At 70.4% G+C, this 13,338-nt stretch carries 14 protein-coding genes; 10 read left to right on the top strand and 4 right to left on the bottom strand.

Annotated elements, in window-relative coordinates; genetic code table 11:
• The 3 genes from ABT299_RS13485 to ABT299_RS13475 form a co-directional block, all read left to right on the top strand.
• Nucleotides 1–851: acyl-CoA dehydrogenase family protein (locus ABT299_RS13485; protein WP_500250931.1), on the top strand; the 851-nt coding region annotated here is incomplete at its 5' end.
• Nucleotides 838–1,968, top strand: a complete 1,131-nt coding sequence (locus ABT299_RS13480; RefSeq protein WP_500250930.1) for an acyl-CoA dehydrogenase family protein — start codon at nt 838–840, stop codon at nt 1,966–1,968. The genes ABT299_RS13485 and ABT299_RS13480, both read left to right, overlap by 14 nt.
• Complete coding sequence (locus ABT299_RS13475; RefSeq protein ID WP_500250929.1) at nt 1,965–2,759, top strand: enoyl-CoA hydratase/isomerase family protein; 795 nt, start codon at nt 1,965–1,967, stop codon at nt 2,757–2,759. Before ABT299_RS13480 ends, ABT299_RS13475 begins: the two co-directional genes overlap by 4 nt.
• A 73-nt stretch (nt 2,760–2,832) precedes the next feature.
• On the opposite strand, the gene ABT299_RS13470 is transcribed toward ABT299_RS13475, so the two are convergent.
• Genes ABT299_RS13470 through ABT299_RS13460 form a run of 3 tightly spaced genes read right to left on the bottom strand, consistent with a single transcriptional unit; the run spans nt 2,833 to nt 5,392 of the window.
• Nucleotides 2,833–3,810 (bottom strand): acyl-CoA dehydrogenase family protein, encoded by a 978-nt coding sequence (locus tag ABT299_RS13470; protein ID WP_500250928.1) that lies wholly within the window; start codon nt 3,808–3,810, stop codon nt 2,833–2,835.
• Entirely contained in the window at nt 3,807–4,937 is a 1,131-nt protein-coding gene (locus ABT299_RS13465; RefSeq protein WP_500250927.1) for an acyl-CoA dehydrogenase family protein, read from the bottom strand. Before ABT299_RS13465 ends, ABT299_RS13470 begins: the two co-directional genes overlap by 4 nt.
• An 11-nt stretch (nt 4,938–4,948) precedes the next feature.
• Nucleotides 4,949–5,392: a nuclear transport factor 2 family protein gene (locus ABT299_RS13460; RefSeq protein ID WP_192808749.1), complete on the bottom strand. Its 444-nt coding sequence runs from the start codon at nt 5,390–5,392 to the stop codon at nt 4,949–4,951.
• 243 nt (nt 5,393–5,635) lie between these two features.
• Between ABT299_RS13460 and ABT299_RS13455 the strand changes: the two genes are divergently transcribed.
• From ABT299_RS13455 to ABT299_RS13435, 5 genes are all read left to right on the top strand, one after another.
• On the top strand, nt 5,636–6,574 hold the full coding sequence (locus ABT299_RS13455; protein WP_500250926.1) for a cyclase family protein: 939 nt from the start codon (nt 5,636–5,638) through the stop codon (nt 6,572–6,574).
• 104 nt (nt 6,575–6,678) lie between these two features.
• The gene (locus tag ABT299_RS13450; RefSeq protein WP_500250925.1) at nt 6,679–7,968 is read left to right on the top strand and encodes an aromatic ring-hydroxylating oxygenase subunit alpha; all 1,290 of its coding nucleotides are present in this window, start codon (nt 6,679–6,681) and stop codon (nt 7,966–7,968) included.
• An 18-nt stretch (nt 7,969–7,986) separates the two neighbouring features.
• Nucleotides 7,987–8,316, top strand: coding sequence for a hypothetical protein (locus ABT299_RS13445; RefSeq protein ID WP_151540174.1), 330 nt, complete (start codon nt 7,987–7,989; stop codon nt 8,314–8,316).
• Between the two features lie 50 nt (nt 8,317–8,366).
• Nucleotides 8,367–9,623 (top strand): metal-dependent hydrolase family protein, encoded by a 1,257-nt coding sequence (locus ABT299_RS13440; protein WP_500250924.1) that lies wholly within the window; start codon nt 8,367–8,369, stop codon nt 9,621–9,623.
• Nucleotides 9,624–9,836: 213 nt separating this feature from the next.
• Nucleotides 9,837–10,181 (top strand): VOC family protein, encoded by a 345-nt coding sequence (locus tag ABT299_RS13435; RefSeq protein WP_500250923.1) that lies wholly within the window; start codon nt 9,837–9,839, stop codon nt 10,179–10,181.
• A gap of 263 nt (nt 10,182–10,444) precedes the next feature.
• On the opposite strand, the gene ABT299_RS13430 is transcribed toward ABT299_RS13435, so the two are convergent.
• Nucleotides 10,445–11,143: a TetR/AcrR family transcriptional regulator gene (locus tag ABT299_RS13430; protein ID WP_500250922.1), complete on the bottom strand. Its 699-nt coding sequence runs from the start codon at nt 11,141–11,143 to the stop codon at nt 10,445–10,447.
• A gap of 72 nt (nt 11,144–11,215) precedes the next feature.
• Between ABT299_RS13430 and ABT299_RS13425 the strand changes: the two genes are divergently transcribed.
• Nucleotides 11,216–12,280: an acyl-CoA dehydrogenase family protein gene (locus tag ABT299_RS13425; RefSeq protein ID WP_500250921.1), complete on the top strand. Its 1,065-nt coding sequence runs from the start codon at nt 11,216–11,218 to the stop codon at nt 12,278–12,280.
• A gap of 48 nt (nt 12,281–12,328) precedes the next feature.
• Nucleotides 12,329–13,330 (top strand): phosphotransferase family protein, encoded by a 1,002-nt coding sequence (locus ABT299_RS13420; protein WP_500250920.1) that lies wholly within the window; start codon nt 12,329–12,331, stop codon nt 13,328–13,330.
• Nucleotides 13,331–13,338 lie beyond the last annotated feature (8 nt).

Below are 13,338 nucleotides of genomic sequence, written 5' to 3'. Positions count from 1 at the left end.
TGGAGGCCGCGATCGACCCCGTGGATTTCGGCCGGGGCCCGGCCGACGCCCCCTTCCTCGGGCCGACGCTGGCCGCCGAGCTGCGGCGCCGAGCGGGCACGGAGCCCGCCGCCGGCCTCGAGACCGTCCTGCTGCGGCCCAACCTCTCCGGCCTGGTCGTGCTGGACGACGAGCACGCCCGCTGCTCCGGCGTCGCGATCGACGCCCGGGGCGCGACGGCCGCCCTCGCGCTCGTCCGCACCGGCCACGGCCACGGCCACGACCTCGTCCGCGTCCCGGTGACCGGCACGTCGCAGGGACGCGACCTCACCCGCCCGGCGGCGGCGGTCGGCGACGCGCGGGCCGAGCGGCTCCCGGCCGCGGGCCCGCTCACCGCCGCGGACGTCGACGCGTGGTCCGCCCTCGCCCTCGCGCTGACCTGCGCCGACCTCGTCGGGACGATGCGCGGCGCGGTCGGCCTCGCCCGCGCCTACGCGGGCGTCCGGCGCCAGTACGAGGCGCTGATCGGCACCTTCCAGAGCGTCCAGCACCTGCTGGCGGACGCCTTCGTCTCGGTCGAGGGATCGAGCAGCGTCACCCGCCACGCGGCCTGGGCGGCCGACGCCCTGCCGTCCCGCGAGGCGCTCGCCGCCGCCTCGATCGCCAAGGCGTACTGCGCGCGCGCTGCCCGCGAGGTGTGCGAGACCGCCATCCAGGTGCACGGCGGCATCGGCATGACCTGGGAGTGCCTGGCGCACGTCCATCTGCGGCGCGCGCTGGTGTCGGCGCAGCTCCTCGGCGACGTCGGCGTGAACCTCGCGCGCGTCGCCGCGCACCACGAGATCGGAGGCGGGCACGATGGACTTCGCTGACTCCCCCGAGGAGGCCGCGTTCCGCGCGCGGCTGCGGGCGTGGCTGGCCGAGCACAACCCGAGGCTCCCCCAGTCGTCGACCTCCGACGCGTACTGGGACGGGCAGGCGCCCTGGCACCGCGCCCTCTACGACGCCGGCTTCTTCGGCCTGTCCTGGCCCGAGGAGGTCGGCGGCCAGGGCCTGCCGACCGTGTACGACGCGATCCTCGACCAGGAGCTCGCGCTGGCGGGCGCGCCCCCGCGCCCCAGCCTCGGCTACCTGGTGCAGGGGATGCTGCGCCACGCCGCCGAGGACGTGCGCAAGCGCTTCCTGCCCGGCCTCGTCAGCGGGCGCGAGCGCTGGTGCCAGGGGTTCAGCGAGCCGGACGCGGGCTCGGACCTCGCGTCGTTGCGCACCCGCGCCGTCCGCGAAGGCGACGAGTACCGCATCACCGGGCACAAGGTCTGGACCAGCTACTCCGATGAGGCCGACTGGTGCCTGGTGCTGACCCGCACCGACCCGGACGCGCCCAAGCACCGCGGGCTGTCGGCGTTCGCCGTCCGGATGGACCAGCCGGGCATCGAGCAGCGGCCGCTCAAGATGATCAACGGGGTCACCCGCGAGTTCGGCGAGGTGATCTTCGACGGCGCGGTCGCGCGGGCGTCCGACATGATCGGCGCGCCGGGCGAGGGCTGGAAGCTGGCCATGACCGTGGTCAGCCACGAACGCGAGCCCGGCGAGCTCGGCTACGTCGCCCGCTACAGCAAGGCGATCAACGAGCTCGTGGCCCGCCTGCGCACCGAGTCGGGCCGGTCCACCGAGGAGAACGTGCGCGACGTCACGTGGGCGGTGATCGAGGCCGAGATGCTGCGGCTGCACGTGTGCCGGCGGCTCTCGGACCGGCTGGACGGGATCTCGCACGGGCCCGAGGGCTCGGTGGACAAGCTGCTGATGACGCGTGTCGAACAGGCCGTCGGGCACGCCGCACTCGGCATGAGCAACCTCACCGGCGGCATCGAGGAGGACACGTGGCTGAGGATGTACCTCTACAGCCGGGCGCAGAGCATCATGGGCGGGACGTCGCAGATCCAGCGCAACCTGGTGGCGACGCGGATCCTCGGGCTTCCGGTCGCATGAGCGCGACCGCGGTCGACTACGGCCTGCCCCCGGAGATCCAGGTCGCCGCCGACGGGCCGATCCGGATCGTGACGCTCAACCGTCCCGACGCGCTGAACGCCACCAACCACGTCCTCCACGAGGCCCTCGCCGACCTGTTCCCGTGCCTCGACGCGGACGACGGGGCCCGCGCGGTCGTGCTGACCGGCGCCGGGCGCGCGTTCTCGGCGGGCGGCGACTTCTCCTACCTGGACGAGCTGACCAAGGACGACGCGCTGCGGCGGCAGACCCTGGTGGCCGCCCGCCGCATCGTGACCGGGATGGTCCAGTGCAGGCTGCCGATCGTCGCGGCCGTCAACGGCCCCGCCGTCGGCCTGGGATGCAGCCTGGCGGCGCTCTCCGACATCGTGTACATCGCCGAGAGCGCGCACCTCGCCGACCCGCACGTCATGGTCGGGCTCGTGGCCGCCGACGGCGGCCCGGTGACCTGGCCGCTGCTGACGAGCCTGCAGCTCGCCAAGGAGTACGCGCTGACCGGCGAGCGGATCAGCGCCCGCCGGGCCGCCGAGATCGGCCTGGCCAACCACGTCTGCGCCGACGGCGAGGTGATGGACGCGGCGATGGCGTGCGCGCGCAAGCTCGCGGCGCTCCCCCGCCGCACGCTGGAGGACACCAAGCGGGTCCTCAACCTGCACCTGGAACGCGCCGTCCTCGCCACGCTCGACTTCGCGATCGCCGCCGAGGACCGGTCCTTCCTGTCGCCGGAGCTGCGGGCGACCCTCGACCGGCAGCTCTCCAAACGCAATAAGTGACGCCGGACCGCCGGTGGTGCCGAGGCCGAACGGCCCGGCGCCACCGGCGGCGCGTTTTGCGGCGGGGCGTGTCTTACAGGGGCGGCGCGGCGGGCAGGCGGCGCTCGCGGAGCAGCTCTTCTCCGAGCGCGCGGGTCAGTGTTCGCGCGTCGCCGAGGAGGCCGTCGAGGGTCAGGACGCGCCGGAAGTAGCGGTGGAAGTCGTGCTCGTCGGTGAAGCCGACGCCCGCGAGGACCTGCTGGCAGTGGCGGGCCACGGTGCGCGCGTTGCGTCCGGCCACAGCCTTGGCCATCCCCGCGAGCAGCGGTGAGACCTCGCTGTCCGCTCCGATCGCGGCGCCTGCGGCGGCCTCGGCGCTGTCGATGGCGACCAGGCACTCGGCCAGCCGGTGCCGGACGGCCTGGAACGCTGCGATGGGCTTGCCGAACTGGACGCGGGTCAGCGCGTGCTCCCGGGCCAGGCGCAGCATCGTCCGGCTCGCGCCGATCAGCTCGTACGCCAGCGCGACCTTGCCCACCGCCAGCGCGGCGTCCCAGGCCGCCGCCGTGACGGGGGTTTCGCCGGTGGCGGAGACGTGCCGCCCGCCGACCGCGCACAGGCCCAGGCGCGGGTCGACGCCGCCGATGGGCCGCACCTCGACCTCGCCGGTGTCGACGACGATCGCGCTCAGGGCGCCGTCCGGACGCGTCGCGAGCACCACGGCGCGGTCCGCGGCGGCAATCCGCGCGCTGCCGAGGCCCTGCAATGCGAGGTCGCCGTCATGGAGGGAACCAGGCGGTGTGTGATCGCCGAACTCCGGCAGGACGAACGCGATGCCCGGCCCGGTCGGCAGTCCAAGCACGGACGTCAGCACATCGTCTAGCGCGCCGGACGTCGCGTTCGCCTCGCCCTGGCGGGCGAACAGCAACGGGATGGCGGCGGCGCCCTCCTCCTCCAGGGCCTCGCGCCAGCCGACCTCGTCCAGCGCCGCCTCGACCTCCTTGCCGGACGTGTTCCGGAAGGCCCGCTCCAGGCTCTGCGCCAGCAGCTCGGCGGTGTCGGCGTCCATCATCGGCCGTCCCCCAGGTCGAGGAGGCGGCGCGCGATGATGTCGCGCTGGATCTCGGCGCTGCCGCCGTAGATCGTCGCCGCCCGCGAGTACAGGAACCCGGTGCGCCAGCGGTCGCCGTCGGCGTCGTCGCCGAGCGCGACCGCCGCCGGGACCGCGCCGGCGACCAGGTCGAACACCGCCTGCTCGGTGGCCGCCAGCAGCACCTTGTCGATCGAGGTCTCCGGCCCCAGGCGCTCCCCGCGCGCCATCCGGTACTGCGTCCCGCGCGAACGCGCGTGGAACGCGAACGCCATCTGCACGACCTCGCCGAGCTCGGCGGGGTCCAGCGCGCCCTCCGGCGCGGACGCCAGCAGATGCCCGAGCCGCTGCCGCAGGTAGGCGCTGCGGTGCCAGAGCGAGGTGCTGCGCTCATAGGGCAGCAGGTCCATCGCGATCGCCCAGCCGCCGTCGACGTCCCCGAGCCTTCGCTCGTCGGGGACGCGCACGTCGTCGAAGAACACCTCGCAGAACTCGTCGCGGCCGTGCATCGCACGGATCGGCCGGACCGTGATCCCGGGCGAGTCCATGTCGACGAACAGCGCCGTTATGCCCCGGCTGCCCGACTCCGGCGGGCCCGTCCGGGTCAACAGGACGCAGCGGTGCGCGTACTGGGCCAGGCTCGTCCACACCTTCTGGCCCGACACCCGCCAGACGTCGCCGTCGCGGCGGGCCCGGCACGCCAACGAACCCAGGTTGCTGCCAGTGCTCGGCTCGGAGAACCCCTGGCACCAGGTCTCGTCCCCGCGCAGCAGCCGCGGCACCGTCTCCGCCGCCAGCTCCGGGCGCGCGAACCCGATCATCGTCGGCGCCAGCACCTCGGTCATCGAATAGATGCCCGGCTCGATCATGTCCCGGGCGGCGAGGGCCTCGCCGAGGTAGGCGCGCATCAGCGTCGACCCGCCGAGCCCACCGACCCGCTCGGGCCAGCCCCACCGCATCCAGCCCGCGTCGAACGTCATCCGCTTGACCTTGGACAGATGCGCCATCTCCGCGTCGAACGACACCTCCGGCCCGAAACCGGCGGCCAGCTCCGGCTCGTGCTCGTCCAGCCACGTGTCCAGACCGGTGCGGAACTCTTGAAGATCCATCGATCGCGCGATCAGCTCGCCGACGTCCGCCTGGGCGCGGGACGCCGCGGATCATGCGCGCGCCCCGAATCGCGCGCCCCGCTGCGCCGCAGGAACGTCATCGCCCTGGTCTGCAGCCGCCACCCCTGCGGGGTGCGGGTATAGGTGTCGGTGTAGTAGCCGATGCGCATCGAGTGGTCGGTCTGGGCGACGAAACACAGCGGCTGCTCGCCCCTGGCCGCGTCCTCGCCGTCGAAGGTGATGGCCGGGGTGCTCACCGAGAACACGCCCTTGGGCGCGGCCGCGACCAGCTCGGGAAAGTCGGCGACACCGTACCTCTCCCCGAAGGCGCTGTAGGAGCCGTCCGGCGCGAACACCGCCACGACCGCCTCCACGTCGTCCTTCGTCATGCCGACCGCGTAGCGCGCGAGCATCTGCTCGATCTCGATGATGTCGGCGATGCGCGAACCGTCCACGCTTCGACCTCCTAGCCGGGATTCAGGGAGCGGGATTGGGGTGAGCGGGGTTCGGGTGAGGGGCGTCCGGGACGCGGGCCGCCGCAGACGGGATCGTAACTCGACTTCGACGTCAAAACCAGTCTCGTCCCTCCCGGGCGCGGCCGGAGGCGCGCGCCCGCCGGCCGGTTGACGCCGCGCCAGCAGCGGAAGCATCATACTCGAATATTGAGAATTCAATTCTCGCCTTGTGGAGGCCGTCCGATGCCATCGATCGACATGGAGGGCGTCCGGACCCTCGGGCGCGAGCTGAGCAACTGGGGACGCTGGGGGGACGACGACCAGCGCGGGGCCCTCAACCTGATCACCCCCGACCGCGTGAGCGCGGCGGCCGCGACCGTGCGGAGGGGCGTCACCTTCGGGCTCTCCGTCCCCGCCGACGGGACCGGGCCCTACTCCGCCCCCGGCAGCGGCCGCTTCAACCCGATCCACACGATGACCCGGTACCGCGGCGACGACCCCCGCGGCGAGCTCTCGGACTTCCGCTCGTCCGAGGACATGGTCATCCTCGGGACGCACTCGTCGACGCACGTCGACGCGCTCAGCCACCTCTGGTACGACGACCTTCTCTACAACGGCTACCACCACGACACCGCGGTCACCGCGTGGGGAGCCGAGCGCTGCTCGATCCAGAACCTCTCCGCCGGCGTGGTGTCGCGCGGCGTGCTGCTCGACATCCCGCGCCGGCTCGGCGTCGACCACCTAGAGCCCGGGACGGAGATCGGGCCCGCCGGCCTCGACGCCGCGTTCGACGCGGCCGGGCTGCGCCCCCGCCCGGGGGACGTGCTCCTGCTGCGCACCGGCACCTATCCCCGGCACCGCCGCGGCGCTGACGTCGGCCTGGGCCGCTCCCCCGGCCTCACCTGGGAGTGCGCCCGCTGGATCCGCGACCACGAGATCGCGGCCGTCTGCGCCGACAACTTCGCCGTCGAGGTGCTCGGCGCGAACGCCGGCGGCCCGATGATCCCCTTCCACATGCTCGCGATCCGCGACATGGGTCTGCTACTGGGCGAGCTCTTCGACTTCGAGGCCCTCGCCGAGGACTGCGCGGCCGACGGCGTCCACGAGTGCATGTTCGTCGCGTCGCCGCTGAACATCCCGGGCGGGGTCGGCTCCCCGCTCAACCCCGTCGCGATCAAATGACCCCGCGCCCGCCGCCGCAGGCCCTCCACGAGCGAGAATGAGCTTCTCATTTTTGGAGATCCTTGCTACCATCGCCGCGACGACCGACCGGAGAGGCAGACCACATGGCGCACTTCCCCAAGCCCGCCGAGGGCAGCTGGACCGAGCACCACAAGATCGACAAAGGCCCGCTCTCCTACGCGGACTCGATCACGCCCGAGCACTACGAGCTGGAGCGCGACGCCATCTTCCGGCGCACGTGGCTGAACGTCGGCCGGGTCGAGCAGCTGCCGCGGAAGGGCAGCTACTTCACCAAGGAACTGGACGCCGCCCGCACCTCGATCGTCGTCGTCCGCGGCATGGACGGCGAGGTCCGCGCCTTCCACAACGTCTGCCGGCACCGCGGCAACAAGCTCGTGTGGAACGACTACCCGCGCGAGGAGACCAGCGGCATCTGCCGCCAGTTCACCTGCAAGTACCACGCCTGGCGCTACGACCTCGAAGGCAAGCTGACCTTCGTCCAGCAGGAGGGCGAGTTCTTCGACCTCGACAAGTCGGATTACGGGCTGGTCGGCGTCCAGGCGGAGGTCTGGGAGGGGTTCGTCTTCGTGAACCTCGACAGCGAGAACAGGACCCCGCTGCGCGAATACCTGGGCAAGTACGGAAAGGGCATCGAGGGATACCCCTTCGACAAGCTGACCCAGGTCCACAAGTACCGGGCCGAGATCGGCAGCAACTGGAAGCTGTTCATCGACGCGTTCGCCGAGTTCTACCACGCGCCGATCCTGCACGCGGGCCAGTACATGCCCGAAGAGGCCCAGAAGATCAAGAAGTACGGCTACGAGGCCATCGCGTACGACATCGACGGCCCGCACGGAATGGTGTCGTCCTGGGGCGGCATCGCTCCCCCGCACGACCAGAAGATGGTGAAGCCGATCGAGCGGGCGCTGCGCAGCGGTCTTTTCGGCCCGTGGGACGCCCCCGACATCGGCCTGGACGAATGGCCGCCGGCCGTGAACCCGGCCCGGCACCCCCACTGGGGCATGGACTCGTTCGTCTTCTTCCCGAATTTCATGCTGCTCATCTGGCGGCCGAACTGGGTCCTCACCTACCACTACTGGCCGACCTCCTACAACACGCACATCTTCGAGGGCACGGCCTATTTCGTCCCGCCGAAGAACGCGTTCCAGCGCCTCCAGCAGGAACTCGCCGTCGTCTCGTTCAAGGAGTACGGCCTGCAGGACGGCAACACCCTCGAGGCCACCCAGACGATGCTCGAGTCCCGGACCGTGACCGAGTTCCCGCTCAACGACCAGGAGGTGCTGCTGCGGCACCTGCACAACACCGCGAACCGGTACGTGCGCGACCACCGGCGAGAGCAGTCCCCGGCGCCGGCCGCCTCGGCGACGTCCTGACCTGAGGAGACACCCACGATGGCCAGCACCTTTCCCCCCGACTTCGCCGAACTGGAGCCGTTCGCGGGCTGGGCGCTCCCGACCGAACGCGAGCGCTACGCCAAGCGGATCGCCAGCACCATGGACGAACTGCAGGCCTTCTACGACGCCGCGTTCCCCCGCCTGGAGAGCGCCACCCCCTACCTCGAGCAGGTCGAGCTCGACGGCATCTCCGACCAGGACAAGCACCTGCTCTGGCTGTTCTGCGCGCTGGTGACCGTCGCGTTCCCCGTCGAGGCGTGGAGCCAGCCGAGGGTCCCCGACAGCGGCGCGTCGAGCATCGACGCCGTCGTCGAACCCGCCGTCTGACCGGCCCTGCCCGTCCCGTCACCGCACCCGACGACGTCGAAGGAGCGCGCATGCCGCGTGAGAGAAAGCCGCAGCCACCGATCCACCTGCGGGCCGCCCGGCTGCTCGACATCGACAAGGGCGAGCTCATCGCACCGGGCTCGCTGCTCATCGTGGACGAGCGCATCGCCGAGGTGGCACCGGTCTCCGTGCCCGACGACGCCGTCCTGATCGACCTCGGTGACGTGACGCTGCTGCCGGGCCTCATGGACATGGAGGTGAACCTCCTGCTCGGCGGGCCCGACCACCGCAGCCCGCTGAACCCCGTGCAGGACGACCCCGCCGTCCGCACGCTGCGGGCCGTCACCAACGCCCGCCGGACCCTGCGGGCCGGGTTCACCACGGTGCGCAACCTCGGCCTGTTCGTGCAGACCGGTGGGCTCCTTCTCGACGTGGCCATGAAGAAGGCCGTGGACCTCGGCTGGATCGACGGGCCGTGGGTGGTGCCCGCCGGCCACGCCATCACACCGACGGGCGGTCATCTCGACCCGACGATGTTCCAGGCCTTCGCGCCCCACATCATGCCGCTCACCGTCGAGGAGGGGATCGCCAACGGCGTCGCCGAGGTCCGCAAGGCGGTCCGCTACCAGATCAAGCACGGAGCGCGCGTCATCAAGGTCTGTGCGTCCAACGGCGTCATGTCGCACACCGGTCCGGCCGGGGCACAGCAGTACTCCAACGAGGAACTCCGGGCGATCGTCGACGAAGCCCACCGCGCCGGGCTGAAGGTCGCCGCCCACTGCATGGGCGATGACGCCATCCGCAACGCCGTCGAAGCGGGAATCGACTGCATCGAGCACGGCTCGCTCGCGAGCGACGAGACGCTCGATCTCATGGTGGAGCGCGGCACGTTCCTGGTGGCGACCACCTACCTCACCGACGGCATGGACGTCTCCAGGGCCGCCCCCGAACTGCAGGCCAAGGCCGCGGACGTGTTCCCGCGGTCGCGGGCCACGATCAGCAAGGCCATCTCGAAGGGCGTCAAGGTGGCATGCGGCACCGACGCCCCCGCCATCCCGCACGGAAAGAACGCCAAGGAACTGCTGGCCCTGGTCGAGCGCGGAATGACACCGCTGCAGGCAATCCGCGCCGCCACCACGGTCGCCGCCGACCTCATCGACGTCACCGACCGAGGCCGGCTGGAGAGCGGTCTCCTGGCCGACATCATCGCCGTCCCCGGCGATCCCCTCACCGACATCGGAGTGACCGAGGACGTTCGGTTCGTCATGAAGGCCGGGAGGGTCTTCCGCCACGACGAGAGCCGCTGACCAGTGCGCAGGCCGGCGGCCGAAGCGCAGTCGCAGAGCCGGCGCTGCGGACACGTTTCCCTCTCTCGGTCCGGGTGACTTTCCGGGACGTCACGCGGCGCGTGGACGGCCATCCGCACGGCGCCGTCTCTTGGGGTGAGCGCCCCGCTCCTTGGAGAAACCGAAAACGCCACCGGCCGATCACATGACGGTGGCGCACCTAGCGTGTCTGTTGTGAGTCAGGTGCGCCCCGTCATGAGTTATGAACGCCATGGCACCCAGTCGTGGGTCGATCTAGGGAGCCCGGCCCCCCAGCCTTCGAAGGCGTTCTACCGTGAGCTGTTCGGCTGGGAGGCCTACACGCTGACCTTCAGCGGTTTCGGCGACTATGAGATCTTCACCGAGGGCGCTTCCGGCCCAGGGGTCGCCGGGGTCCAGGCGCTGGCCGATGACAGTCAGTCGCCTTCATGGACCTGCATCTTCAGGGTCGACGACGTGGATGCGCACGTACGGACCGTCGAGGCTGCGGGGGCCCCTGCCGGGCAGACCCCACTGACGTCGCCCAGCTGGCGCGGATAGCCCAATTCGCCGATATCAGGGCGCCGAGTTCGGTGTCTGACAGCCGGGACCATCAGGAGAGACCACGCTGATCGGTGACCACTCGGCCGCGTGCTTCGTCGAGCTGGCCTGCCGAGACCTCGCGGAGGCCCGCTGCTTCTACGGACAGGTCTTCGGTTGGTCGACGGCAGACCTGGATGACCCGCAGCCCACCTGGACGCGCTGGGAGATCGACGGTCTTCGCCTCGGCGGGCCTCCTACCGACGATGAGAGGCATCCCGCGCCTATCCCGGCTCGCCGCTCACCAGGGTGATCGCGCGGAGGCAGAACGCCGTGATTCGCTGGACATCGCTGTCTGCGGGTTGCCTTTCGCTCCACAGATAGTTCCCCAGCTTGCCGAATGTGGCATGAGCGGCCAGCGACGCGTCGAAGACCGGATCGGCACTGCCGAGGTCGCGCAGCGGTTCGGACAGCAACTCGGCAAGGCGGTCGGTGGGCGTGGGCAGCGCGGACCCGATCACCTCGTTCATGGCGCCCGCGTTCCACAGCACGGCCCACGTGGCGGCGGCGGTCTCCGAACGAGCCTGGGAAAGCACACCCTGAACCCACCGGCGCACCTTCCCCTCCGGTGTCGGCTCATCGGCCATCTGGTGGGCCACGTAGCCGTGCAAACGCTCGGTTCCGTCCTCAAGCAGGGCTGCGACCAAGGCGCCCTTCGAGGGGAAGTGCCTATAGAAGGCCTCGTTCGACAGCCCGGCGGCGTTCACGATGTCGGCCACGCGCGGACGCGATGTCGTGCCGCGCTGCCGCATGGCGTCGAGGGCAGCATCGAGCAGACGGCGTACCTCATCGGTGTAGTCAGCGCCTCTCTTTGCGAGGGCACGCTGAGCTATTCGGCTCGCGACATCATCCGCTCGGCCGGAGGGCCCCATGGTCGGGATGCGCGCCCGTCCTTCGCCCTGCGCCTGGTCGCCGAGTCTCACGAGAACCTCCCGGGCACAGAATATGATTCTTGGTAGAAAGAATGATATTCTCATTTGCGAGAGGAGGATTCAATGGGATGGATTTTTGAGACGAACCCCGAGCATCAGAAGAAGCTGGACTGGGCGGACGCGTTCGTCCGGGAGGAGGTCGAGCCCCTCGCCCACCTGTGGGGGAACGACACCTTCCTGCCAAGGGACGAGTCCCGGCGCAAGATCCTTGATCCACGCAAGGCCGAAGTGAAGCGACACGGACTGTGGGCGACGCACCTCGGACCCGAGCTGGGCGGGCAAGGCTACGGCCAGCTCGAGCTGGCGCTGCTGAACGAGATTCTCGGCTGGACGCCATGGGCGTCCCAGGTGTTCGGGTGCCAGGCGCCGGACACCGGAAACGCCGAGATCATCGCGCACTACGGCACCGAGGAGCAGAAGGAGCGCTACCTTCAGCCGCTGCTGGACGGTGAGATCTTCTCCGGCTACTCGATGAGCGAGCCGCACGCCGGAGCCGACCCGACCCGCTTCACCTGCCGCGCCGTCAAGGACCGCGACGAGTGGGTCATCAACGGATGGAAGTACTTCTCCTCCAACGCCAAAGTGGCCGCCTTCCTCATCGTCATGGCGGTGACCGACCCGGACGTGAGCCGGTACCAGGGCATGTCCATGTTCCTGGTCCCCACCGATACCGCCGGTGTCAAGACCGAGCGCAACGTCGGCCTGTACGGCGAGGCGATGAACGACGGCTCCCACGCGCTCATCCACTACGACGACGTACGGGTGCCCGCCGACGCGCTTCTGGGGGGCGAGAACCGGGCGTTCGCCGTGGCCCAGACCCGGCTGGGCGGCGACCGCATCCACCACGCCATGCGGACCATCGGGCTCGCGCAGAAGGCCCTGGACATGATGTGCACAGCTGGTCCAGTTCCGGCTCTTCGTGCTCTACACCGCATGGCAGATGCCGTTCTTCCAGATGATCCACGGCGCCGGCGTGATGGGCCTCGCCGACAGCCCGACCGAAGTGCACAACGTCACCGTGGCCAAGCAGGTACCGCGCGGCCACCGGCCCAACGACGATCGATGGCCCACGGAATGGATCCCCCGGGAGGCCGAGGCCGCCCGGGCCAAGTTCGCCGACCGCACTGAACACGAGGTGGGAAACCTGTGATCGACTTTCAACGGCTCGCCGCCTGGATGGACGGTGCCGGCCTGCGCGGAGAGGGCGCCCCGATCGAGCACCGGTTGCTGTCCGGCGGGACTCAGAACGAGATCTACGAGGTCGTCCGTGGCGACGAGCGCTGCGTCATCCGGATCCCGCCACCGGAGGCGCCCGCGGACCGGGACAAGGGCATCCTGCGGGAGTGGCGCATCGTCGAGGCGCTGGACGGCACTGATGTACCGCACACGAAGGCGATCGCGGTCTGCGAGGACGCCTCGGTGCTCGGCCGCCCGTTCTACCTCATGGGATTCGTCGACGGCTGGTCTCCCATGGGACGTACGAGCTGGCCCGATCCCTTCGACACCGATCCCCAGGCTCGTGCCGGACTCGGCTACCAACTCGCAGAAGGCATCGCGCTCCTGTCGAGAGTCGACTGGAAGGCGAAGGGCCTGCACGACCTCGGCCGTCCCGACGGCTTCCACGAGCGCCAAGTCGACCGGTGGACGCGCTTCCTCGAGCGGTCCAAGGGCCGCGAACTCCCTGGCTTCGACGTCGCCGCGGCGTGGCTGCGCGCTCATCGCCCGCTGGATTACGTGCCCGGCATCATGCACGGCGACTATCAGTTTGCCAACGTGATGTTCCGGGACGGCGCACCGGCGCGCCTGGCCGCCATCGTCGATTGGGAGATGGGCACGGTCGGCGACCCCAAGCTCGATCTCGCCTGGATGATCCAGAGCTGGCCTGCGGACACCGGCGCGCCCGAGGCGTCCGAGGCCAGCTACGTCGATCTGCGCGGGATGCCGTCGCGCGACCAGCTCCTCGCACACTACGCCGATGTCTCGGGCCGCCAGGTCGACGACATCGACTACTACCTCGTCCTCGCCAAATGGAAGCTGGGCGTGGTGCTGGAACAGGGTTACCAGCGAGCCGGCCAGGACGAGAAGCTGCTGGCGTTCGGCCCCATCGTCCTCGATCTGATGAGGGACGCCGCCGAGCTGGCCGAGTCGAGCAGATACACCTCACCACCGAAGAACTGATTCTATGT

It is taken from the genome of Spirillospora sp. NPDC000708 (genome assembly GCF_040299565.1).
GTDB lineage: Bacteria > Actinomycetota > Actinomycetes > Streptosporangiales > Streptosporangiaceae > Spirillospora.
Note: the sequence above shows the minus strand (reverse complement) of the source record. Positions and strands in the feature narration are given on the sequence as shown.